This window comes from Pseudomonas sp. 21615526 (assembly GCF_013386245.1).
Taxonomy (GTDB): Bacteria; Pseudomonadota; Gammaproteobacteria; order Pseudomonadales; family Pseudomonadaceae; genus Aquipseudomonas.
Genome location: NZ_JACAOM010000131.1, coordinates 1 through 21,773 on the forward strand (window position 1 = coordinate 1; position 21,773 = coordinate 21,773).

The following is a 21,773-nucleotide window of genomic DNA, read 5'->3' on the forward strand; positions in this document are numbered from 1 at the left end:
CTGTGGCGAGGGAGCTTGCTCCCGCTGGGCTGCGCAGCGGCCCCAAAATCCTGGGAGCGCTTCGCACTCCAGCGGGAGCAAGCTCCCTCGCCACAGGGGAATGCCGCTCTGGACGCTCTGCGTCCGCTCTTAAAATCGTGACGCAGAGCGTCACCGGATGCATTCCCACGCAGAGCGTGGGAACGATCACACTCACCATTTTTTGCCTGAAAGCTGCGCGGCCACAGGCGTCATTCAGGAATGTCATTGGCCATGAGCTCGTCTTTTTCATTGTTTCGCACCTGGAATGTCCAGCACTTGCCATCGACCCCGGCGGCGTTTGTGCGGCATTTCATCGGGCATTTCAAAGGGTGGTACCTGGCGATCCTGCTGTTGCAGATTGCTGCCGTGGTGTGTTCGATCCTGATTCCCTGGGGCCTTGGGCAAATCACCCGCACCGTCAGCAATGGGCTGGAGGCGGAGCGTGCGTTCGAGGTGCTGCGCTGGCCGTTGACGCTGTTCGCCATACTGCTTGTGTGCGAGGTGTTATTTACCCGCGCGGCGGCGGGCTGCCATATCCACGTGTTGCCGTTGCAGCGGCGTACGGTGACCCATGTGGTGTTCGCCTACCTGCAACAGCATTCCCATCGCTTTATCAGCAACGAATTCGCCGGCGCCCTGGCGCACCGGGTGTCTGAGGTGACCCTTGGGGTGAACCAGACCCTGAGCATCCTGCTGTTCGACCTGATCCCGCTGCTGGTGACGCTGAGCCTGGCCACGGCCTTGCTATGGACCGCTTCGCCGCTGCTGGCGCTGTTCATGGCCGGCTGGTCGGTGGTGTTCATCGCCATCTGTTACCTGCTCGCACGGCGCAGTCATCCGCTGGCCCAGCAGTATTCGGCAGCGCGCAGCACCAGTACCGGCAAAGTGGTGGACGCCGTGTCCAACCTGGCCAATATCCGCCTGTTTGCGCGGCATGCCTTCGAGCACAGTTACCTGGGCACCTTCCTCGACAAGGAGGTGACGGCGGCTTATCGCTCCCTCGGCTATATGGAGCGCATCCGCTGGTTCCAGACCAGCTGTGGCGTGGTGCTCAAGCTGGGCCTGTTGCTGCTCGCCCTGTACTTGTGGCGCAGTCACCGCATCGATATTGCGGCGTTTGTGATGTCCACCAGCTTGTCGCTGTTGATCATCAGTGACGTGGGCAACCTGTCGCGACGCTTTCTCGAATTTTTCGAAGCCACCGGCAACATTGCCAACGGCGTGCGCACCTTGATTCGCCCCCATGAGGTCATCGACCAACCTGGCGCCAAGGCGCTGATGGTCAAGCGCGGCGATATCGAGTTTCGCGACGTGGGCTTCAGCTACAGCGCCGGACGGCCGATTTTCGAACACCTGAATATCGTCATCCCCGCTGGCCAGAAAGTTGGTCTGGTAGGCGCTTCCGGTTCCGGTAAATCGACACTGTTGAGCTTGCTCCTGCGTCTCTACGACGTGCAGCAAGGCCAGGTGCTGGTGGACGGCAAGGACGTGCGCGAGGTGACCCAGCATTCGCTGCACCAGCAGATCGGCCTGATTCCCCAGGAGCCGGGCCTGTTCCACCGCAGCATTCGCGAAAATATCCATTACGGCCGCCTGGATGCCTCGATGGACGAGGTCGCCGAGGCGATCCACCGCGCCGGCGCCAGTGAATTTATCGACAGCATGGAACACGGCTACGAATCGCTGGTGGGCGAGCGTGGGGTCAAATTGTCCGGCGGCCAGCGCCAGCGCATTGCGATTGCCCGGGTGTTGCTGAAAAACGCGCCGATCCTGGTGATGGACGAAGCCACTTCCAGCCTGGACTCGATCACCGAGCGCTTTATCCAGGACAAGCTCGACGAAATCATGGAAGACAAGACCGTGCTGGTGGTCGCGCATCGGCTGTCCACCGTGGCCCACCTGGACCGGATCCTGGTGTTCGACAATGGCCGGGTGATCGAGGACGGCAGCCACGAACAGTTGCTGCGCCAGAGCGGGCAATATGCGCGGTTGTGGAGTCGCCAGTTCAGCGATGCGCTGGATGAAGCGGTGGTGTGACCAGGCGGCGTACCGGGTACGCCGCGCAGTCAGGTCAGATCGAGAGGTGCAGCACCCGGTCATCCTTGGCACCGGCCAGCGGGCGGCGCTTGTTGACCTTCAGCTCACCGAGGTTGATCAGCAAGGTGCGGGTCACGTTGCGGCTCAGCCCCAGCAACTCGGCGGTGTGCACCTGGTTGTGCTGGCACAGCCGGTAGGCGGCGGTGAGCAGGCTGCGTTCCACCTGCTCGTGGAGGTTTTCTATCTGCTCCTCGAACAGCCGCTGGAAGGCCTGGTCGAGCAGGTCATGGGCGGTGGTGCTGTCTTCCTGGCGTTCGATACGCAGGTTGGACATGCGCAGGTCATCGGCCTGGATCACGCCGTCGCGGCAGATCAGCAGGGTGTGGTGGATGACGTTTTCCAGCTCGCGGATATTCCCCGGCCAACTGTAGGTGGCCAGGCGTTGCTCGGCTTCCTTGCTCAAGATGATCTCGCCATAGCCGAGGCGGCGGGTGTAGGTGTCGATGAAGTACTGCACCAGCGGCAGGATATCGCCGGGGCGATCCCGCAGCGGGCTGAGTTCCAGGTTGACCACGTTCAGGCGGTAGAACAGGTCCTCGCGGAAATGCCCGGCGTTGATGGCTTTTTCCAGCTGCACGTTGGTCGCCGCCAGTACCCGCACATTGATCGGAATGCTTTTGCGCGAACCCAGGCGCACTACTTCACGCTCCTGCAATACCCGCAGCAGCTTGACCTGGATCGACATGGGCAGGTCGCCGATTTCATCGAGGAACAGCGTGCCGTCGTTGGCTTCTTCAAACCAGCCGGCCTTGGCACCGAGGGCACCGGTGAACGCGCCTTTCTCGTGGCCGAACAGCTCGGCTTCCACCAGTGATTCGGAGAACGCACCGCAATTCACCGCCACGAATGGCTGCTCCTTGCGGCCACTGAGGTTGTGGATATGCCGTGCGACCAACTCTTTGCCGGTGCCGGTTTCACCGATGATCAGCACGCTGGCTTCGCTCGGCGCGACTTGTTGCACATGCTTGAGCAAGGCCTTGGACCTGGGGTCTTCAAACACCTGCGCGGTGGCGCGGATGGAGGTGGCAAGGGCGGGCGAGGGCGGTAGGGTCAGCAGTTGCATGGTTATCCCTTTGAATAAAAGATCAGGAATAAAACGTCGGGATGGGCGCGGTACCGTTCAGTGCCCACTCGCCCAGTTCATGAAGTTTGTAGTCCAGCGGGTCATGCAGGCTCTGGGTGCGCAAGTTGCGCCAGTGCCTGTCGAGGGCCACCGAGGCGTTGGTCGCCCGTGCGCCGGTGACCTCGAAGACCTTGCTACACAACTCCAGGCCATTGCGGCTGGCGGCGACTTTGGCGGTGGCGATGGCAATCGCCGTTTCGCCGCGTTCCTCGCTGGTCAGGGCCGAGCCCTTGGCCCATGCCGCGTCCAGCACCTGGCCTGCGCGCTCCACCAGCAGGCGGGTGCTTTGCAGCGCCACCCAGAAATCGCCGTAGTGGCTGAGGATGTAAGGGTCCTGGGTGCTGTGGCTGGCGCTGGAACGGAACCACGGGCGGGCTTCTTCCAGGGTGTATTGGCGCGCTTCTTCGAACGCGCCTTCGGCGATGCCGAGGAAGATATTCGCGAAGTGCAGTTGCGCAATCAGCGGGCGCAGGCAGGCGAACGGAGTACTCAGGGGGCCCGGGTCCAGCAACAGGTCGGACTCTTCCACGCGCACGCGCTTGAAGGTCACGCTGCCGCTGTCGGTCTGGCGCTGGCCCATGTTGTTCCAGTCGTTGTGCAGGATGATCCCGCTGCGGGCGCTGGGAATCGCCGCGATCAGCAACTTGCCGCCGGCGCTTTCATCGATGGCCGAGGCGATCAGCATTTCCGAGTCGTTGGCCCCGGAGCAGAAGTTCTTCTGTCCCGAGAATTCCCGCCAGCCCGTGTGGCGCTTGACCACCGTACGGGTGTCCAGGGGGTTCAGGGTGTTGCCCCAGAACCAGTTGTTGCTGGCCGTCAGGCTGAACCAGGTTTGCCATTGTGCGGGCGTGGCGAATAACCGGACGGTGGCGAGCATCAGGTGATGAAAGCCGAATACGTGGGCGATGGAGCTGTCGACCCGGGCGAATTCGCGCACCACCTCGAAGGTTTCCGACCAGTTGGCGTCCAGCCCGCCGAATTGCCCGGGGATGCTCAGGGACAACAGGCCGCTGCTGCGCAGTTTGTCGCGTTCGGCCTTGGGCGTACCGCCGCTGGCGTCGCGGTCGACGGCGGTGCGCGCGAACTCGGTCGCCAGGTCACGGGCAATCTCCAGTGGCGTCCTGCGGGTGCAGAGTAAGTTGACCGTCACGCGTGAATACCTCGTTGCTTAAGTCGAGAATGCTCGAGCTGATTTGTTTCAACAGGCAATGGATAGAGCAAGACCCATACCAAGTAACAATAAGCCGATAACTTGCGACTTCTTACGGGGATGCAGGCGCGGACAGTGTCGAATACGCAACTTTTGTTGGAGGGCTGTTGGGATTTGCACAGTTGCGTCCTGTGCCCGCAGGGCGGGGCTTTCGTTATGCTTTTATTGCTTGAACATATAAGTATTTGTGGATGATTTTTGTATTGTCCGGAATCGAACATTTCACCAGCAAAGTGTTGCGCTTGTGGCGATTAATAAGGGTGGCCGGCCAGTGTTTATTGAGGCTTGGACGTGGCATGAACCCTGCAAAGTTGGAAACAGAGCGCGACTATACGAATAGATGCTCCAACTAATTCGAGACCCCAGGAGTATTTAATTCATGCGGCAACTGTTTGAACCTCGCGCTCGTCGTTTTGAGTCACTGGCCACCGCGTCCAGCCTTGGCGTGCTGTTGATGTTGATACACGGCGCGGCCTTTGCCGCCCAGGCGGACCCGACCCTGGCCACGGTGGTGGTCACCGGTGCCGAAGCCACCGAAGCGCAAAAGGCCGAGAAGCAACTGTCCAAGGTGCCCGGCAAAACCGCAGTGATCGACAACCGCAAGATCGAACAGGGCCGCGCGGCGAACGCCGAGGACGTGCTGGCGTTGCAGCCGGGCGTATTCGCCCAGGCCACCAGCGGCTCGGGCGCGAACAAGATTTCGATCCGCGGTTCGGGCCTCAACACCTTCTATCAAGGCTATGTGCTGGGGATCAAATTCCTCTATGACGGCCTGCCGTTGACCGGCCCGGGCGGCACCCAGGAAGACATGCTGGACATGGCTTCCGTGGACCACACCGAGGTGCTCTACGGCGCCAACGCCTTCCGTTATTCGGCCTTGTCCCTGGGCGGCGCGATCAACTTCGTGAGCAAGACCGGCCGCACCGATCCGGGCAACTACGCGCGTTTCGAAGCCGGCAGTTTCGGCTATCGCAAGGAGCAACTGAGCACCGGCGGCGTGGACGGCGACAATGACTATTACGTCAGCATCCAGCACAACGAGCGTGACGGTTACCAGGACAACACACCGAACAAGGGGCAGGGGATCGTTGCCAACTTCGGCCACGTGTTCAGCCCGCAACTGGAGACGCGCTTCTACATTCGCTACAAGGAAGAAACCCTCAGCCAGGGCAACACCCTGACCAAATACCAGCTCAAGCACGACCCCACGAGCAACCTCGTGCCCATCGGGCGCAAGAAGGACGGCTCGACCCTGCTGGGCAGCACCACCACCTACACCTTCGACGACAATGCCAAGCTCGAAGTCGGCCTGGGCTACAACGATTACCCGCTGGACAACGGCTGGCGCTATTCGCCAACACCACAGGAATGGCGCTCCCAGGACGTCAACCTGACCTTGCGCTACCTGCGCACCGCCGACACCTTCTTCGGCCTGCGCAGCGACAGTAGCGTGACCTTCAGCAATACGCTGGCGTACCTGGCCGATGTGAAATCCCACAGCAAGGCCACCGGCATCACCCAGCAGAAGACCAACTACACCGGCTCGCGGGACACGGTGTTTTCCCTCGGCAACGAACTGCAACTGAATGACCGCACGTGGCTGTCCACCGGGTTGTCATTGATTGATATCAAGCGCAAGGCGCAGATCGAATACAGCACCGCCACCAACACCAGCGCGTTCCCCAGTGGCGTTGAATACGACGAGACCGACGTCGCCCCGCGCATTGGCCTGCGCTATCAGTTGACTCCGGAATTCGAAGTGTTCGGCAACGTCAGCCGCTCGGTGGATCCACCGGTCACCTGGCAGCTGGGCAGCACCGGCACGCCGTACATCCGTGATGTGCGGCCGCAAAAAGCCAACACCGTGGAGTTCGGTATTCGCGGCGGCCACGGTATTTTTGACGGCAGCCTGACGGTCTACCGCTCGTGGGTGCAGAAAGAACTGCTGTCGGTGGTGGTACGCCAGGCGACGGCCACCCAGGACCAACTGGTGGCCACCTCCAACGGCAGCGCGACCATTCACCAGGGCATCGAAGCCGGCTTGAATGCGCAACTGTGGGACGGCGGCAATGGCGACACCGTGACCCTGCGCCAGGCCTACACCTTCAACGACTTCCACTACCGCAACGATGCGGTGTTCGGCGACAACCAGCTGCCGGGCCTGCCGCGCCAGGTCTACCAGGCCGAGCTGGAATATCGCCAAGGCAGTGGTTTCTACGCGCAGCTCAACGCCCGGGCGGCGTCCAGCTATTACGTCGACTTTGCCAACTCCCTGAGTGCGCCGTCGTATACGTTGTGGGGGGCCAAGGTGGGCTACGAGGCCCCGAGCAAGAAGTGGGAAGTGTTCGTCGATGCACGCAACCTGACCAACAAGCGCTATGCCACGGCCACCAACACCGCGTACGACGCCAAGGGCCAGGACTCGGCCAACTTCTATGTGGGGGATGCGTTCAACGTGACCACGGGGGTTTCGTTTCACTTCTGACCGCAGGCCGGCGCTCTAACAAACAAAGGAAATCCTGTAGGAGCTGTCGAGCTTTAGCGAGGCTGCGATGGCATCACCTCGGTGTACCTGAAGCACCGAGGTGTCCGCATCGCAGGCAAGCCAGCTCCCACACTGGATTTTTGTAGTGGCTGGAGATTCAGTTCTGCGGCCGCTGTTTGGTCGAGTCCAGCTCGGCCTTTTTGCCGGTGCTGATCTCGGTGATCTGCGCCGACTTGGCAATCGCGAAATCAAAGGTGTCCTGCATCTTGGCGATGGCATCGGTCGCCGTGCCGTTGAGCCCACCGTTGGCTGCCCAGTCGAAGTTCCACACCCCGGAAAAGTTATCGGCACCGGCCACATCATGGGTTTCGATCGCGGTGAACACGTCGGGATGGCGCTCCATGTACTGGGCCGCAGCGCTCACATCGGCCGGCACCTTGCCCGAGGCGTTGCTGGCCAGTTGTGAAAGCTCTTGCTTGGTGATGGCCGACTTGCCCGTTTGGCGCATGTAATCGGCGATGACCTTGCTCGACTTGGAAATATTCAACTTGTCGTCGAATACCGACGTCGAGGCTTTTTGAGTGGTCGGTCCGCCACCGGCGGGTGTTACGGTAGTAGACATCGGCGCTGCTCCCTCAATGAATTGGATGACATCGAAGCCGACGTTAGCATGGGCAATTGGCCATTTATCACCGGCTTCACAACAATTCGCAGCGGCCGGAAAATTTCACAGCGTTTCACCCGCATCCAACTTGGCCAGCAGCCTCTGGCCCCGTTGCCACAGCGCGTCCTGCTTGGATTCAGGCATGCGGTCGAGATTTTTATGGAGCATGGCCATGCGCTGATTGCCCCGCAGCAGGTCGCCGTGGCGCATCAGGAAGTGCCAATAAAGCGCATTGAACGGGCAGGCATTGTCAGCGGTACTTTCCGTGACTTTGTAGGCACAGCCTCGGCAGTAGTCCGACATGCGCTTTATATATTGGCCGCTCGCGCAATAAGGCTTGGAACCCAGGTAACCGCCATCGGCATGCATCACCATGCCCAGGGTGTTGGGCAGCTCGACCCAATCGAACGCGTCCATGTAGATCGCCAGGTACCACTCGCATATCTGGCTGGGCACGATGCCGGCCAGCAGGGCGAAATTGCCGGTGACCATCAGCCGCTGGATGTGATGGGCATAGGCATGTTTCAGGCTCTGGCCGATCGCCTGGCGCATGCAGTTCATTTGCGTCTCGCCCGTCCAGTAGAACTCCGGCAGCGGGCGGCTGTTGCCGAATGCATTGCCAGCGGCATAGTCGGGCATCTTCAGCCAGTACACGCCGCGTACGTACTCCCGCCAGCCAATCAGTTGGCGGATAAACCCTTCGGCGGCATTCAGCCCGATGCTGCCCGACCAATAGGCCGCCTCCACATCGCTGCACAGCTGGCGCAGGTCCAGCAGGCCGATGTTCAGCGCTGCGCTGATACGGGCGTGAAACAGGAACGGCTCGTCGCTGGCCATGGCGTCCTGGTAGTCGCCGAAACCCGCCAGGCCATAGTCCAGAAAGTAGTTCCAGAGGGCCTGCGCGTCGGCGTGGGTCACGGGGTAATCGAAGGTGTCGAGCGAACCGTAGTGGCTGCTGAAGTGTTTACCTACCAGCGCCAGCACGTCCTGGGTGATCGAGTCCGAGCTGAAGCGCGCCGGGTAGGGCGCCTTGGTGCCCTTGGGCAAGGCCTTGCGGTTGTCCGCATCAAAGTTCCAGGCACCGCCCACTGGCGTACCGTCACCGTTGAGCAAGAGCCCGCTCTTGCGGCGCATCTCCCGGTAGAAGTACTCCATGCGCAGCTGTTTTTTACCGCTGGCCCAAGCGGCGAACTCGTCACGGCCGCACAGGAATCGGTGGTCGGCATGCCACTGGATCGGCAAACCGCAGTCCTTCAGGGATTGCTCAAGGCGCCAGTCACCGCATTCGGTCAGGTGTATTTCCCGGGGTTGCATCAGCGATTGCCAGCGCCTTAACTCGCCGGGCACCGAGCCGGTGTTTTGCGGATCGTCCAGGGTGACGTACTGCACCCGCACGCCACGCTGCTGCAACGCCTGGGCAAAATGGCGCATGGCGCTGAAGACCAGGACGATTTTTTGCGGATGGTGGGGCACATGGCTGGCTTCCTCCATGACCTCGACCATCAAGACCGCATCGCGCTGGCTGTCCAGCCCATCCAATGAGGCCAGGTCAAACGACAACTGGTCGCCCAGCACCAGGCACAGGTTTCGAACTGCCTTGGTCACCACGGCGCTTCCAGGGAAAATGGCGTTCGCAGTGGCTCGATAGCGCCTTCTCGCCGGCCGCACATTTCGTCATGCACGCACTGATGCACCAGGGTGCAGGGAAACGCAGGGACTGCCTGCAACACGTCACGCAGGTGATTGACGGAGCGAAAGTGCATGGGCTTCGCCGACTCGTCCAGCAGCGTGAACTGGCCGTGGTCCAGCGTTACGCGCGCCAGATAGAAACCACCTTCCAGCGACAGCAGTTCCATTTCGCGTACAGCGCCTTGGGTGGCCAGTTTGGTCAGGGCTTGCAGGTTCATGGTTCACTCCTTACCGGTCAGGGTTGTGAAGACTGGCGACGGAAGAACAACGTCACCTGGCCGACTTCCACACCCAACTTGGACATGCTGGAGCGGTTGATCAACGTGTCTTCGTCCATCAGGTACATCCAATCGTCGAGGCTCACTTCGTAGACGGATCCATCAACCGGCAGGTTCAGGACGTAGCGCCAGCGCAGTGCGTTGCCCGCCACTTCGCCCCTGGCCTCGCCCACCACATCACCGGCCCGTCCGCGCCAGTGGGTGGGGCCGTCCGGGGTGAGGGTCCAGACACGTTGCTGGCGAGTACCATCGCTGTATAGAAAGCGCTCATCGAGAATCAGGTTTTCACCCTCGCGGCGGCTGGCGATATTCACCTCGAAACGCTTGGCCACTTCACCCGAGCGTTTCTCGAAGATGCCCCAGGCCTTGACGGGCTTGCTGAAGAAGCTCACCAGGTCCAGTTGCGGTTGCTGGTCGGCATAGTGTTTTACATCCACGCTGCCACAACTGCTCAGGCCCAACACCAGGGCCAGCGAAACCAATAGACGGGTCATTGCGGTTCTCCCCGAGAGGGCTTGATACTGCTGATACTTGTACAAAATAATAAAATTGTACAGGTATTTAGCGCATTACCAGGATGTTACCGGCTACCGGCCTGCCCATTTATGACGGGTATTTGCAGCCTCAGGGGACCAGGTGCAGATGATCGTTCCCACATAGATTTCAGGTTGCTTCCAGACCTTCTCGCCGCTAACCTTCGCGGGTCGCTGCCAATTCAGCGAACGGGTGTGGTAGCCCGGCTATTTCATAGATCCCAAAACGCTCAAGGGCGTTTTTTTGTGCGGGCTGCTTTGTGGCGGCTGTGCATGGGAGGCTTCGGCCTGCCGGGTTTCTATGACCGGTCTACCACCCCGTGTACAGTCGCCTCCTTAATCGTGTGGTAGCGAGCGTGGAGGTGCTTACTCATAGAGGAGCTTCACCATGAAAAAGGTCTCGCCCAACCCGCCGCATTACTTGAACGACCAGAAATTCCACGATGCTGCCCAGCGCGCATTCAAGCACTACGACCTCAATTCAGAACCTGCCGCTTCGCCTCCGTCCTCCAACAAACTATTCTCCGTACGTGCCGGCCTCAGCACCGAAGTCGCCTTGTGTAATGCCAGCGAGATTCTTGAATCGGCGGCTGTCAGCGCCTATGACTGTGCCGAGCATCTTGATGGGGCCAGCCGCAAGCAAGTGTTGGCAGTGGTGCAATTGGTGGAGATGGCGCAGTTGTTGGTGGATGAGGCGCTGAACCGGGAGTGCCCGGTGGCCTGATCACATCCGAAATCCAACTGGCAACATAAATCCAGTGTGGGAGCGGTTGGTCAGGAGAGCGGGTTTGTCAGCAGGCTCGCGATCACTCCCACGCTGATCGTTCCCACGCTCTGCGTGGGAATGCCGCCTCGGACGCTCCGCGTCCCGCTGGCAATGCACAATGGAAGCCTTGCGCAGTGGTGACGCGGAGCGTCACGGTATGCATTCCCACGCGGAGCGTGGGAACGATCGGTCGCCCGGTTTATCAGTAGCGAATCATCACCGACTTGAGCTCGGTGTAATCCTCGATGAACGCCCCGCCAAACTCCCGTCCCACCCCCGAAGACTTGTTGCCGCCAAACGGCACCGCCGGGTCGAGCATCGTGTGCATGTTCACCCACACCGTCCCCGCGTTGATCGCCGGCACCATGCGCAGGGCCTTGCTCAGATCATTGGTCCAGAGGCTGGCGCTCAGGCCGTAAGGCGTGTTGTTCATCAGTTCCAGCAGCTCATCCTCGGTGTCGTAGGGGAAAAACGTGGCGATCGGGCCGAAGGTCTCTTCGTTGAGCAGGGTGTCGTGGATCGTGTTGGCGAGAATTACTGTCGGCTCCACATAGCACCCCGGCCCGTCGATCAGCTTGCCGCCGTGGACAATCGTATTGTTCTCGGCCCGGGCCTTGGCGAAAAACCATTCGAGTTTCTGTTGGTGCTGGCGGTTGGTCACCGGGCCGAATTCGGTGCGCTCGTCCAGCGGCGAGCCGATGTTCAACCGGCCCAGGCGTTGCGCCAGTTTGTCCATGATCGGCTCGATCTGCGAGCGGTGGGCGAAGAAGCGTTCGGCGGCCGCGCAGATTTGCCCGGAGTGCAGGAAGCCGGCTTCGATGATGCCGTTGACCGCTTTGTCGAGGTCCACATCCCGCAGGAATCCGGCGGAGTTTTTGCCGCCCAGTTCCAGGGTCGCCCGGGTCAACCCGGCGCCCATGGCACTGCGGCCCACGGCGATGCCGGTGGGCACAGAGCCGGTAAACGAGACCTTGTCGGTGCCCGGGTGCTCCACCAGGCCTTTGCCCACATGGCCGCCACCGGTCAACACGTTCAGCACGCCCGCCGGCAGGCCGGCGTCGATGGCCAGTTCGGCGATGCGCAGGATGGTCAGCGGGGTGAACTCGCTGGGCTTGATGATGATGCTGCAGCCGGTCACCAGCGCCGAGGCGAGTTTCCAGATGGCGATCATGGTCGAGAAATTCCACGGCACGATGCCCACCACCACGCCCACCGGTTCGCGCAGGGTGAACGCGGTGTAGCGTTCGCCGGCGAAGGAGGGCAGTGACGGGGTAAGGGTCTGGCCGCTGATCTTGGTGGCCCAGCCGGCGTAGTAACGCAGGAAGTGCGCCGCCTGATCGACCTCGAAGGCCCGGGAAATCTGGATGATCTTGCCCGACTGGCAGGTTTCGATCTGCGCCAGTGCTTCGCGATGTTGCTCCAGCAGGTCGGCGAGTTTCAGCAGCACATTGCCGCGAATGGCTGGGGCGACCTGGGACCATTGCCGGAAGCCACGCCGGGAGGATTCCACCGCTGTGTCGATATCGGCCAGGTCCGCATCGGCAACCTGGGCGATCACCTCGCCGGTGGCCGGGTTGATCACTTCCAGAGCCTGGCCGGAATGGCTTTGGACGTACCCGCCGTCGACAAACAAGGCATGGCTTCGACGGAGGAAGGCCTGGACTTCAGGCAGCAGCGCAATATCGCTCATGGGATTTTCCTGCTCGCAAAAGCCCGAGGGTAACCAGCGCCGCCGGGCCAGGCTTGTCTGTGCCTGCCGGGCGATATGTCTGTGGCTGCCAGGCCTGTGGAAAGTGCAATCTTGGCTGTGGAAGGTGCATTTTCCGGGGGTGTCGCCCGCCCCATACTGGCCCCACATCCAGCGCCGTTCGTTGAGTTTGAACGCCAGCCGGACATCCAATAATAAGCAGGGCCGTCCATGAAAAAGCCAAACCCGCTCCTCGAAGATCTCAAGGCGATTCTGCCGACCATCGCTGCCAACGCCTTCCAGGCCGAGCAGGACCGCAAGGTTCCCGACGAGAACATTGCACTGCTCAAGAGCATCGGCATGCACCGTGCCTTTCAACCCAAACCCTTCGGCGGCATGGAGATCTCCCTGCCGCAGTTTGCCGACTGCATCGCGTTGCTGGCCGGCGCCTGTGCCAGCACCGCCTGGGCCATGAGCCTGTTGTGCACCCACAGCCATCAACTGGCGTTGTTTCCCGCCAAGTTGCAGCAGGAAGTCTGGGGCGATAACCCGAATGCCACCGCCAGCAGCAGCATCGCGCCGTTTGGTCGCACTGAGGAAGTTGAGGGCGGTGTGCTGTTCAGCGGTGAAATGGGCTGGAGCAGCGGTTGCGATCATGCCGAGTGGGCGATTGTCGGTTTCCGCCGTAAAAACGCCGAGGGCACCCAGGACTATTGCTTCGCGGTACTGCCGCGCAGCGACTATCAGATTCGCGATGACTGGTTCGCCGCCGGCATGAAAGGCAGCGGCACCAAGACCCTGATCATCGACAACGTGCGGGTGCCAGAACACCGCATCCAGAAAGCCAAGGACATGATGGAAGGCAAGTCCGCCGGCTTCGGTCTGTACCCCGACAGCAAGATTTTCTACTCGCCGTACCGGCCGTATTTCGCCAGCGGTTTCTCCACCGTGAGCCTGGGTGTGGCCGAGCGCATGCTCGAAGTATTCCGCGAAAAAACCAGGACCCGCGTACGTGCCTACACCGGCGCGGCAGTGGGGGCGGCGACTCCGGCGTTGATGCGCCTGGCCGAGTCGACACACCAGGTGGCCGCCGCCCGGGCGTTCCTGGAAAAGACCTGGCAGGAACACGCCGAACACAGCGAACAGCACCGTTACCCGAGCCGCGAGACCCTGGCGTTCTGGCGTACCAACCAGGCGTACGCCACCAAGATGTGCATCCAGGCGGTGGACCGTTTGTTCGAGGCCGCCGGTGGCAATGCGTGGTTCGAGCACAACGAGATGCAGCGTCTGTTCCGCGATTCCCATATGACCGGCGCCCATGCGTACACCGATTACGACGTGTGCGCGCAGATCCTGGGGCGTGAGCTGATGGGGCTCGAGCCTGATCCGAGCATGATTTGACGCCGACCCGGCCATCACAACCATCAGGACTGCGCGTTGATGCAGTCCGGGAGTCTTGCATGTCTGATAACAGTTTCGACCCACGGGCCTTTCGCCGGGCCCTGGGCAACTTTGCCACCGGTGTCACGGTGGTCACCGCCGCTGATGCCAGCGGGCGCAAAGTGGGTGTCACCGCCAACAGCTTCAATTCGGTATCCCTGGACCCGCCGCTGGTGCTGTGGAGCATCGACAAACGCTCCAACAGCCACGAGGTGTTCGAGCAGGCCAGCCATTTTGCGGTCAACGTGCTGGCGGCCGACCAGATCCACCTGTCGAACAACTTCGCCCGGCCCAGGGACGATCGCTTTGCCGAAATCGAATTCGAGCCCGGGGAGGGCGGTTCGCCGGTCTTCGCTGATTGCTCGGCGCGGTTTCACTGCGAGAAGTACCAGCAGGTGGATGGTGGCGATCACTGGATCATGATTGGCAAGGTGGTGGCTTTCGATGATTTTGGTCGTGCGCCGTTGCTCTATCACCAGGGGGCGTATGCGCGGATCGAGGAGCGGCAACCGTAGGGCGAACACCTCTATCGAAGGCTGAAGCAGGTTCAATGTGGGAGCGGGCTTGCTCGCGAATGCGGAGTGTCAGCCAATACATCTGGCGACTGACACACCGCTTTCGCGAGCAAGCCCGCTCCCACATGTGATCTCGGTAGCTCATTGCACCTGTGTTAGAACGGCACGGCCACGGTGACTTGGCTATAGAGATTGGTGCCATTGCCACCCACCTGGTTGCCGCCGTTGCTCTCATCCTTATTGGGCTTGTACAAACCCAGCAGTGGCGTGACGATCAGGTGTTCGTTCACCGCCCACTCCGCGTACAGGTCCAGTTCGCGCCCATCGAGGTTGAGCATGCCGCCCTTGCTCAACGTCTTGTAGTCGAAGAACAGCGCGCCCAGGGTGACGCTGTCCAGCGGCTTGACCTTCAACGCCACATGCTGCACCTCAGTATTGGTATTGAACGGCCCCGAATAATTGCCGGCCACCTCGCCCTGCACCCAGGTGCCGTAGCCACGGTTGAAGCCCGAAAACATCGCATCCCAGTTTTTCGAATAGCGGCTGTAGCGGTAGGTCAGGTCCGGCGACCACGGCAGCGCGGCGAAGGTATAACCGCCTTCGGTGTACCAGGCCTTTTCCGGGCCGGCGTCCTTGTCCTGCCAGGCGTATTCAAAGGAAAAGTGCGCGTTCTCGATCCCGGCATTACCGGCGCCCCGCAGGCTGTAGATGTTCATCCCGGCGCGCTGTTTTTGCAGGTCATTGGCATAACGGTCGTCGACGCTGATGCCGTGGATATAGGTCAACCCCAGGGTGCCGGGCGCGGCGGTGTAGTCCAGGGTGCCGGCCGCCATTTCAGTGTTGGCCTGGGCGCGGTTGTCGGACTTGATCCACATTACGCTGCCATGCACGCCGTCCTTGCCACCCAGGCGTAGCACTGCGGTTTGATCGAAGGCATGCCGAGCGGCGATGTAGTAGGCGCCGCCCCGGTTGAACTTGCCGTCATCCACGCCCTTGCCGAAGTTCGGGCCGTCATCGTTGATGATGAAACCGTCGCCGAGCATGATGACCTGGCGGCCGAACGACAGGTTCACACCATCCTTGCCCAGTGCCGGAAACAGTTCCCCCGAGCGCCAGCCGGCGAAGGCTTCGTCGAACTTGGTGGTGCGCTCGCTGCCGGTGGTCACGCCCGACGCATCGCCATCACCCCAGGTGCCCGAGCTGACCAGGTTGGCCGTGCCATACACGCTGCCCAGGGCGCCGAAGCGCTGGTCGACGCTCAAGCCATACTTGATAAAACCTTCACGCCAGGTGGAACCGCCGGTGGTGCCGTCGTAGTTCTTGCGGCTGTTGAACATCCCGTACACCGCCAGGAAGTTGCCGGTGACCTGAGTGTCGTCATCGGCATACAGCTCGAACGCCTGGGCCGATGAGTCGATGATCATCAGCGCGATGCCCAGGCTGATGGCCCTGTACAGGTGACGGGTTTGTTGTGTGTGCTGCATTGTTATAGTCCCCAACAAGGTGAATTGAGGGAGCATTAGGGCGAGCGCCACCGGGCCAAGTCTTTCCCCTGCGTGCCAGGAAATTGTCCCAGGCCGCCAGTGGCGCAGCAGTGGCAGGCAGCAACAAAACCGGCGGCAGCCAGGAGCAAGACGATCAGCCAGGGCGGGCGCAGAGTGCCAATACTTCTAAAAATCCGCTTCTTGAGGATCTGCACCATGTCGATCAACGACCGGCTCACCGAACATTTGAAACGCGGCACGGTGGGCTTTCCAACCGCGCTGGCGAGCACCATTGGCTTGATCATGGCCAGCCCGGTGATCCTCACCGCGACCATGGGGTTTGGCATCGGCGGCAGCGCCTTTGCGGTGGCGATGTTGATCGCGGTGGTGATGATGCTGGCCCAGGCGACCACCTTCGCCGAAGCCGCCTCGATCCTGCCCACCACCGGCTCGGTCTACGACTACATCAATTGCGGCATGGGCCGGTTCTTTGCGATCACCGGCACCTTGTCGGCGTACCTGATCGTGCATGTGTTTGCCGGCACCGCCGAAACCATCCTCTCCGGCGTGATGGCGCTGGTGAATTTCGAGCACCTCAACACCCTGGCGGAATCCGCCGGCGGTTCGTGGTTGCTGGGAGTGGGCTTCGTGATTGTGTTCGGGGTGCTCAATGCGTTTGGCGTCAGCGCGTTCGGCCGGGCCGAGATCATCCTCACTTTCGGCATGTGGACCACCTTGATGGTGTTTGGCGTGCTGGGCCTGATCGCAGCCCCGGCGGTGCAACTGGATGGCTGGTTCGGTGAATCCCTGGTGGGCACCGACCTGATCACCATCCTGTCGCTGGTGGGCATGGCGATGTTCATGTTTGTCGGCTGCGAGTTCGTCACGCCGCTGGCGCCGGACCTGCGCAACTCGGCCAAGGTGATGCCCAAGGCGATGGTGCTGGGGCTGCTGGGGGTGGCCACGTGCATGTTCATCTATGGCGCGGCCATGAAACGCCAGGTGGAAAACGTATTGATCGACGCGGCGGGCGGCGTGCACCTGCTGGATACGCCGATGGCCATCCCGAAATTCGCCGAGCAGGTGATGGGCAGCATCGGCCCGATGTGGCTGGGCATCGGCTTCCTGTTTGCCGGTGCTGCGACCATCAACACCTTGATGGCCGGTGTGCCACGGATCCTGTACGGCATGGCCGTCGACGGCGCGTTGCCCAAGGTCTTCACCTACCTGCACCCGCGCTTCAAGACACCGTTGCTGTGCATTCTGGTGGCGATGCTGATTCCGTGCCTGCACGCGCTGTACCTGGGCGGTAACACCGACAACATCATGCACCTGGTGCTGGCGGCCGTGTGTGCCTGGAGCTTTGCTTATCTGCTGGTGACGCTGTCGGTGGTGATCCTGCGGATTCGCCGTCCGGATCTGCCTCGCGCCTACCGTTCGCCGTTCTTTCCGCTGCCGCAGATTCTGTCGAGCATCGGCATCCTGCTGGGCATGTGGTTTATCACCCCGCCGGGCATGAACCCCGCCGACATCTACATTCCCTTTGGCGTAATGCTCGGGTGCACGGCGGCGTACGCGCTGTTCTGGACGCTGGTTGTGCAGAAGGTCAATCCATTCAAGCCCGCCTCGGTGGAAGAGGTGTTGGCCAAGGAGTTCGCCCATGAGCCGGGTCAGCCGCACAACGGGTATATCAGCCATGCTGCAAAAACTGTCTGAGCTGTTCAGCGCCCGGCGCGCGCCTGCCGGGTATCGACCCGGCGTTACGCTGGAACACCTGAGGCGTAACCTCGGCCTGGCCGGTTATGAGGTGTGTGGACCGACGACGGCCCGGGTTTCCCTGGACAATCTCGGGCTGCAACTGGAGATCGTCGAGCGCACCGAGTCGCAGCTGTTGATGCACCTGGTGATGACCGAATTCGTACTGCGCATCCCTGCCTCGCAGCAGGGCACGGCGAGCTTCGAACTGCACCACACCGGGGCCGTTCGACGCACCGGAATCCGCTGTCGACAGCGGTCGGGCGACAAGGAGGTTTCAGGCATTTTGCATACACAATTGCAGGAGGGCAGCGCCTTGCATCGCGCCTTGATGCCGCTGGACTTCAAGCGCCTGCGCATCGACCTGGTGGATCACCAGTGGTGTGTGCGGCTTGAGCATATGGGCGGCAGCGAGGTGGTCAACCGCATGCCGGCGTTCCGTCGCTACATCGCATTGAGCAGTGTTCAACGCGCCTGGCTGCTGGACGCCTTGAACGGTTTCCAGCGCGCCTTGCAGGCCCACTGACCACCGGATTTGGCATCAATAGTGCAACCACCTTGGCAGACACGTACTTGTTGCGCGCATATAGATAACATGTTAACTATTGCCCGACAAAAACAAAAAGCCAAGGTGGAAACAACCATGAGCATGCAACAGATTGGGCAAGACGGGCTGGACCTCTGGACCCGGGATCTGCGCGCGGTTTGCGGTCACTTCGACACAGAACTGGCCTTCAACCGCTCGCTGTTCATCGGCAGCATCAGCACCTTTTCCCGCGGCGGTTTGCCCCTGGCCAGCCTGCGCACCAACGCCGGCCTGATCAAGCGCCCCAAGGCCCGCGCCGACCACGATGACGACCAGAACTGCTTCCTCGTCAGCCAGCGCAGCGGCTACTGCCAGATCACCCAAAACGGCCAGAGCTTCCAGCTTGCCCCCGGCGAACTGTTATTGATGGACTCGGTGGGCTCCATCGACATCACCCCGTTCGGGCTCATCGAACACGCGTCCCTGTCCTTGTCCCGCGCAGAGGTGTGCAAACAGTTCGGCAGCCAGCCCAAGACCTTCGGCAAAATCTCCTCGAGCAAAGCCTGCGGGCGCATGTTGCATGTGTTGATGGATCAACTGTGCAAAGACGCACTGAACGGCGAAGGCGCGGTCGGGGAAGGGCAGGCGTTGCAGTCGGCGTTTGTCTCGCTGCTGGGGTCGGCGTTTGAGCAGGAAGACGATGAGCGCGATGATTGTGGCGGGTTGCAGGGCAGCAATCTGCGCAGCTATGTGCAGAAGGTGATTGATGAGTCATTGACCCAGCCAGGGCTTAGCCCGGTGGGGTTGGCGAGTCGGTTGAATATCTCGGTGCGGCATTTGTACCGGTTGTTTGAGGAACAGGATGACAGCGTGTGCCGGTATATCCAGCGGGCGCGGTTGAAGCGCAGTGCGGATGATCTGACCAACCCGTTTTTGCGCAGTGAGTCGATTACGTCGATTGCGTATAAGTGGGGGTTTACGGATTCGGCGCACTTTAGTCGCTCGTTCAAGAAGCAGTTTGAAGTGTCGCCGAAGGATTTTCGGGCTGGGCGGTTGCAGCAGGTGGGGTGAAGTTTTTGGGAGTCGGACAGTACGATGGAAGAGGGGAGTACTTTATGAAAGTCAATCCCCTTTGCTGTTAGCCACGTTAACGGTTTCTAATTACCTCAATCCTTTTCCGTGGCTTCTGCCTGATATCGGGTCAAACATTCGAGTAGAACTTTCATAAATTGGCGTTGGTCGGAGATTTCGTCATCGAAGTATGTATCAAATAGGTAGAAGACGGAGTCGAAAGTTTCGTCAGTGTTCAGGAAGTGATTGAGTGTGTCTATATACCATTGCCGCTCTTCATTGTCGTATGACATGTATTCGGGTTTGGTTAGCTCGTCAAATAACTCCGCGAGTTGTTTGTCGTCATTGACGTCTTTGGAGACTATCACCTCTTCTCGCTCGAGATCTTTAGTGTTTTCAATGTTGTAGGTGAATAGCAGGCTTCTAATGATCGAAAGTTTAGGTTTTAATTTCATTTTTAAAAGTCCGCGTAAGCAGTTTTAGGGTTTCCATTTGTATCTAATATGACGACGGCTTTCCTTTGTTGGCCGTATTCAAAGCCATCTCTCTTGTATCCTTCTCCGATGACTTTCCCCATGTCCATTGGTTCGCGAGAAGTACCTATGTTTGTATGCTTGAGTATAAGTTGCGCTCGATAAATAGCATTTAGTTGATCTCGATGGCTAAGGAAATGAGTGGCGGCGGAAGGCGGCCTCGGTTGTCCTGCTCTCCTTCCTCTATCGTGGACTTCAACTATCCCGGTAGTAGGATTTTTAGCGGTCATTACCCTTTCGAGTTGAGATGCCAACGTAGTCTGTGCTCCATGCTTTTCCAGAAAGTGTGCTCCCGGCGTTGCTTGTTCAAGTTCATCAAGACGGCGGTAAGCGTTCGCTTCCCCAAGCTCATCAATTCGTGCGCGTCGTTCAGCCTGTGTCAGACGAGGTGCAGCAGGCTGACCTTCATTGACCGTGGCGTTTTCGGCCGGATCCCCAACCCCAATATCCGGTTTACAACCGTTCGCACCCGGACAGGTATTCAACCCAAGCGGGTCAACCCACCCCGTCGGGTTGGGCACGTACTGGTATCCGTTCAGCCCGCCCGCCAGTTTCACCGGATCGGGCGTCAGGTAGCGGCCAATATCCGGATTGTAGTAGCGATGTCGGTTGTAGTGCAGCCCGCTTTCCGGGTCGAAGTATTGGCCCTGGAAGCGCAGTGGGTTGGTAACGGTGTTGACGTCCAGCTTCGCGATTTGGCCGTAGGCGCGGTAATGGGCGGACCAGACGATTTCGCCGTCGGGCGCGGTGAGTTCTTGCGGGGTACCGAGGTGGTCGAGTTGGTAGTGGAAGGGTTTTACGTCTTCCGGGCCGTAGCCTTTGAGCAGCGCTAGCGGGCGGAAGCTGTTGGGTTCGTAGAGGTAGCTCTGGTGGTGATCGGCGTTGTGTTCGGCGATCAGCTTTTCGCCTTGCCAGAAGAACTCGGTGGTCTGACCGTTGAGGGTTTTGGCGATACGCCGTCCAAACGGGTCGTAGCGATATGTGGCTTCGGTGCCGTCCGGCTGGGTGACGCTGATCAGTCGGTGCTGGCAGTCGTAGCGGTATTCGGTAACCAACTGCTGCGCCCGGCCCCGGCGTTCGCGCAGAAGGTTGCCGAAGGCGTCGTAGTCGTAATGGCGGTCACCTTGCATCAACAGGCGATTGCCTTTGACGACGCTCGGACCGACACGGTCTTGCATCAGCAGGTTGCCCGCCGGGTCGTGGACGAAGCGTTCCTGCAAATCGTGCGAGTGGTTGGCGCGGGTCAGGCGGTCGAGTGGGTCGTAGTGGTAGTCGTGCTGGCCTTTGCGGGTGTCGAGGATGCGGGTCAGGTTGCCGCGTTTGTCGTAGTCGTATTGGCGGCGCTGCTGGCGTTGTTCCTGTTGGGTGATGGCGTGGGCGTGCAGGCGGCCCTGGTCGTCGTAGTGGTAGTGGCTGAGGAGTTGGCCTTGCTGGCGCTGATGTTCGCGGCCGGATTTGAACAGGTGCGAGGTGAGCAGGTTGCCGTTGAGTTCGATGGTGGCGAGGTCGCCGCCTTTTTCGTGGTGGAAAGCGAGGCGGTTGTTGTCGGGCAGGCGCAGGTAGTTAAGTTGCCCGCATTCGTCGTAGAGGTAGCGCAACGTGCCCCAGCCTTGGTGTTCGGCGGTGAGGCGGTTTTGCAGGTCGTATTCGTAATGCAGCGGCCAGTGGCCGTCGTCGACGCTGATAAGGTTGCCGAGGCGGTCGTAGGTGTAATCGACAATGCTGCGGTCGGGCAGGGTTTTTCTTACCAGGCGACCGGCGCTGTCCCGCTGATAGCCAGTAACCAACTGACTGCCGTCATCGCCGTATTCGGTCTTTTCCAGCAGATGCCCGGCGAGGTCGTAGACATAGGCAGTACGCCGGCCATCAAACCCGATTTCCTGCTGGATCAGGCCG

General features: G+C 60.5%; 17 protein-coding genes and 1 pseudogene. 8 read left to right on the forward strand and 10 right to left on the reverse strand.

Annotated elements, in window-relative coordinates; genetic code table 11:
- The first annotated feature begins 252 nt into the window (after nt 1-252).
- Nucleotides 253-2,058: an ABC transporter ATP-binding protein gene (locus tag HX786_RS27830; protein ID WP_178912880.1), complete on the forward strand. Its 1,806-nt coding sequence runs from the start codon at nt 253-255 to the stop codon at nt 2,056-2,058.
- Nucleotides 2,059-2,092: 34 nt separating this feature from the next.
- Here the strand turns inward: HX786_RS27830 and HX786_RS27835 are convergent, their stop codons facing one another.
- A complete protein-coding gene (locus HX786_RS27835; protein ID WP_178912881.1) occupies nt 2,093-3,181 on the reverse strand; it encodes a sigma-54-dependent Fis family transcriptional regulator in 1,089 nt (362 codons plus the stop codon).
- A 22-nt stretch (nt 3,182-3,203) separates the two neighbouring features.
- Complete coding sequence (locus HX786_RS27840; protein WP_003219870.1) at nt 3,204-4,391, reverse strand: acyl-CoA dehydrogenase family protein; 1,188 nt, start codon at nt 4,389-4,391, stop codon at nt 3,204-3,206.
- A 439-nt stretch (nt 4,392-4,830) separates the two neighbouring features.
- Between HX786_RS27840 and HX786_RS27845 the strand changes: the two genes are divergently transcribed.
- Nucleotides 4,831-6,936, forward strand: coding sequence for a TonB-dependent receptor domain-containing protein (locus tag HX786_RS27845; protein WP_087694964.1), 2,106 nt, complete (start codon nt 4,831-4,833; stop codon nt 6,934-6,936).
- A gap of 157 nt (nt 6,937-7,093) precedes the next feature.
- Here the strand turns inward: HX786_RS27845 and HX786_RS27850 are convergent, their stop codons facing one another.
- The 4 genes from HX786_RS27850 to HX786_RS27865 all read right to left on the reverse strand — a co-directional run bounded on the left by HX786_RS27850 (nt 7,094) and on the right by HX786_RS27865 (nt 10,061).
- A complete protein-coding gene (locus HX786_RS27850; protein WP_003219875.1) occupies nt 7,094-7,558 on the reverse strand; it encodes a hypothetical protein in 465 nt (154 codons plus the stop codon).
- 105 nt (nt 7,559-7,663) lie between these two features.
- Entirely contained in the window at nt 7,664-9,205 is a 1,542-nt protein-coding gene (locus HX786_RS27855; protein ID WP_178912882.1) for a cryptochrome/photolyase family protein, read from the reverse strand.
- On the reverse strand, nt 9,202-9,507 hold the full coding sequence (locus HX786_RS27860) for a DUF6482 family protein (RefSeq protein ID WP_134326164.1): 306 nt from the start codon (nt 9,505-9,507) through the stop codon (nt 9,202-9,204). The genes HX786_RS27855 and HX786_RS27860 overlap by 4 nt, the downstream gene beginning before the upstream one ends.
- 17 nt (nt 9,508-9,524) lie before the next feature.
- Nucleotides 9,525-10,061 (reverse strand): DUF3833 domain-containing protein, encoded by a 537-nt coding sequence (locus tag HX786_RS27865; RefSeq protein WP_177009899.1) that lies wholly within the window; start codon nt 10,059-10,061, stop codon nt 9,525-9,527.
- 427 nt (nt 10,062-10,488) lie between these two features.
- On the opposite strand from HX786_RS27865, the gene HX786_RS27870 reads away from it, so the two are divergent.
- The gene (locus tag HX786_RS27870; protein WP_008431194.1) at nt 10,489-10,824 is read left to right on the forward strand and encodes a DUF6124 family protein; all 336 of its coding nucleotides are present in this window, start codon (nt 10,489-10,491) and stop codon (nt 10,822-10,824) included.
- A gap of 244 nt (nt 10,825-11,068) precedes the next feature.
- On the opposite strand, the gene HX786_RS27875 is transcribed toward HX786_RS27870, so the two are convergent.
- Nucleotides 11,069-12,556: an aldehyde dehydrogenase family protein gene (locus HX786_RS27875; protein ID WP_178912883.1), complete on the reverse strand. Its 1,488-nt coding sequence runs from the start codon at nt 12,554-12,556 to the stop codon at nt 11,069-11,071.
- Nucleotides 12,557-12,784: 228 nt separating this feature from the next.
- Between HX786_RS27875 and HX786_RS27880 the strand changes: the two genes are divergently transcribed.
- Nucleotides 12,785-13,954, forward strand: coding sequence for a p-hydroxyphenylacetate 3-hydroxylase oxygenase component (locus HX786_RS27880; protein WP_087694959.1), 1,170 nt, complete (start codon nt 12,785-12,787; stop codon nt 13,952-13,954).
- A 59-nt stretch (nt 13,955-14,013) separates the two neighbouring features.
- Nucleotides 14,014-14,490, forward strand: a pseudogene (locus tag HX786_RS27885) (flavin reductase family protein); the annotation flags it as partial.
- A 173-nt stretch (nt 14,491-14,663) separates the two neighbouring features.
- Here HX786_RS27885 and HX786_RS27890 read toward each other — a convergent pair.
- The gene (locus HX786_RS27890) at nt 14,664-15,992 is read right to left on the reverse strand and encodes a hypothetical protein (RefSeq protein ID WP_087694958.1); all 1,329 of its coding nucleotides are present in this window, start codon (nt 15,990-15,992) and stop codon (nt 14,664-14,666) included.
- A 216-nt stretch (nt 15,993-16,208) separates the two neighbouring features.
- Between HX786_RS27890 and HX786_RS27895 the strand changes: the two genes are divergently transcribed.
- The 3 genes from HX786_RS27895 (at nt 16,209) to feaR (ending at nt 19,344) form a co-directional block, all read left to right on the forward strand.
- Nucleotides 16,209-17,708: an APC family permease gene (locus HX786_RS27895; protein ID WP_003219898.1), complete on the forward strand. Its 1,500-nt coding sequence runs from the start codon at nt 16,209-16,211 to the stop codon at nt 17,706-17,708.
- A complete protein-coding gene (locus HX786_RS27900; protein ID WP_003219899.1) occupies nt 17,689-18,273 on the forward strand; it encodes a DUF3156 family protein in 585 nt (194 codons plus the stop codon). The genes HX786_RS27895 and HX786_RS27900 overlap by 20 nt, the downstream gene beginning before the upstream one ends.
- A 117-nt stretch (nt 18,274-18,390) precedes the next feature.
- Nucleotides 18,391-19,344: a transcriptional regulator FeaR gene (gene feaR, locus HX786_RS27905; protein WP_178912884.1), complete on the forward strand. Its 954-nt coding sequence runs from the start codon at nt 18,391-18,393 to the stop codon at nt 19,342-19,344.
- 95 nt (nt 19,345-19,439) lie between these two features.
- Here feaR and HX786_RS27910 read toward each other — a convergent pair whose 3' ends face one another.
- Nucleotides 19,440-19,799, reverse strand: a complete 360-nt coding sequence (locus HX786_RS27910; RefSeq protein ID WP_177036831.1) for a hypothetical protein — start codon at nt 19,797-19,799, stop codon at nt 19,440-19,442.
- A gap of 2 nt (nt 19,800-19,801) precedes the next feature.
- The coding region (locus tag HX786_RS27915) for an RHS repeat domain-containing protein (RefSeq protein ID WP_178912885.1) at nt 19,802-21,773 on the reverse strand (1,972 nt) is incomplete at its 5' end.

Bases quoted from the DNA above. Each gene is read 5' to 3' on its own strand.
- HX786_RS27830 (WP_178912880.1), top strand. From the start codon at position 253: ATGAGCTCGTCTTTTTCATTGTTTCGCACCTGGAATGTCCAGCACTTG.
- HX786_RS27835 (WP_178912881.1), bottom strand. From the start codon at position 3,181: ATGCAACTGCTGACCCTACCGCCCTCGCCCGCCCTTGCCACCTCCATC.
- HX786_RS27845 (WP_087694964.1), top strand. From the start codon at position 4,831: ATGCGGCAACTGTTTGAACCTCGCGCTCGTCGTTTTGAGTCACTGGCC.
- HX786_RS27850 (WP_003219875.1), bottom strand. From the start codon at position 7,558: ATGTCTACTACCGTAACACCCGCCGGTGGCGGACCGACCACTCAAAAA.
- HX786_RS27860 (WP_134326164.1), bottom strand. From the start codon at position 9,507: ATGAACCTGCAAGCCCTGACCAAACTGGCCACCCAAGGCGCTGTACGC.
- HX786_RS27865 (WP_177009899.1), bottom strand. From the start codon at position 10,061: ATGACCCGTCTATTGGTTTCGCTGGCCCTGGTGTTGGGCCTGAGCAGT.
- HX786_RS27870 (WP_008431194.1), top strand. From the start codon at position 10,489: ATGAAAAAGGTCTCGCCCAACCCGCCGCATTACTTGAACGACCAGAAA.
- HX786_RS27875 (WP_178912883.1), bottom strand. From the start codon at position 12,556: ATGAGCGATATTGCGCTGCTGCCTGAAGTCCAGGCCTTCCTCCGTCGA.
- HX786_RS27880 (WP_087694959.1), top strand. From the start codon at position 12,785: ATGAAAAAGCCAAACCCGCTCCTCGAAGATCTCAAGGCGATTCTGCCG.
- HX786_RS27890 (WP_087694958.1), bottom strand. From the start codon at position 15,992: ATGCAGCACACACAACAAACCCGTCACCTGTACAGGGCCATCAGCCTG.
- HX786_RS27895 (WP_003219898.1), top strand. From the start codon at position 16,209: ATGTCGATCAACGACCGGCTCACCGAACATTTGAAACGCGGCACGGTG.
- HX786_RS27900 (WP_003219899.1), top strand. From the start codon at position 17,689: ATGCTGCAAAAACTGTCTGAGCTGTTCAGCGCCCGGCGCGCGCCTGCC.
- feaR (WP_178912884.1), top strand. From the start codon at position 18,391: ATGAGCATGCAACAGATTGGGCAAGACGGGCTGGACCTCTGGACCCGG.
- HX786_RS27910 (WP_177036831.1), bottom strand. From the start codon at position 19,799: ATGAAATTAAAACCTAAACTTTCGATCATTAGAAGCCTGCTATTCACC.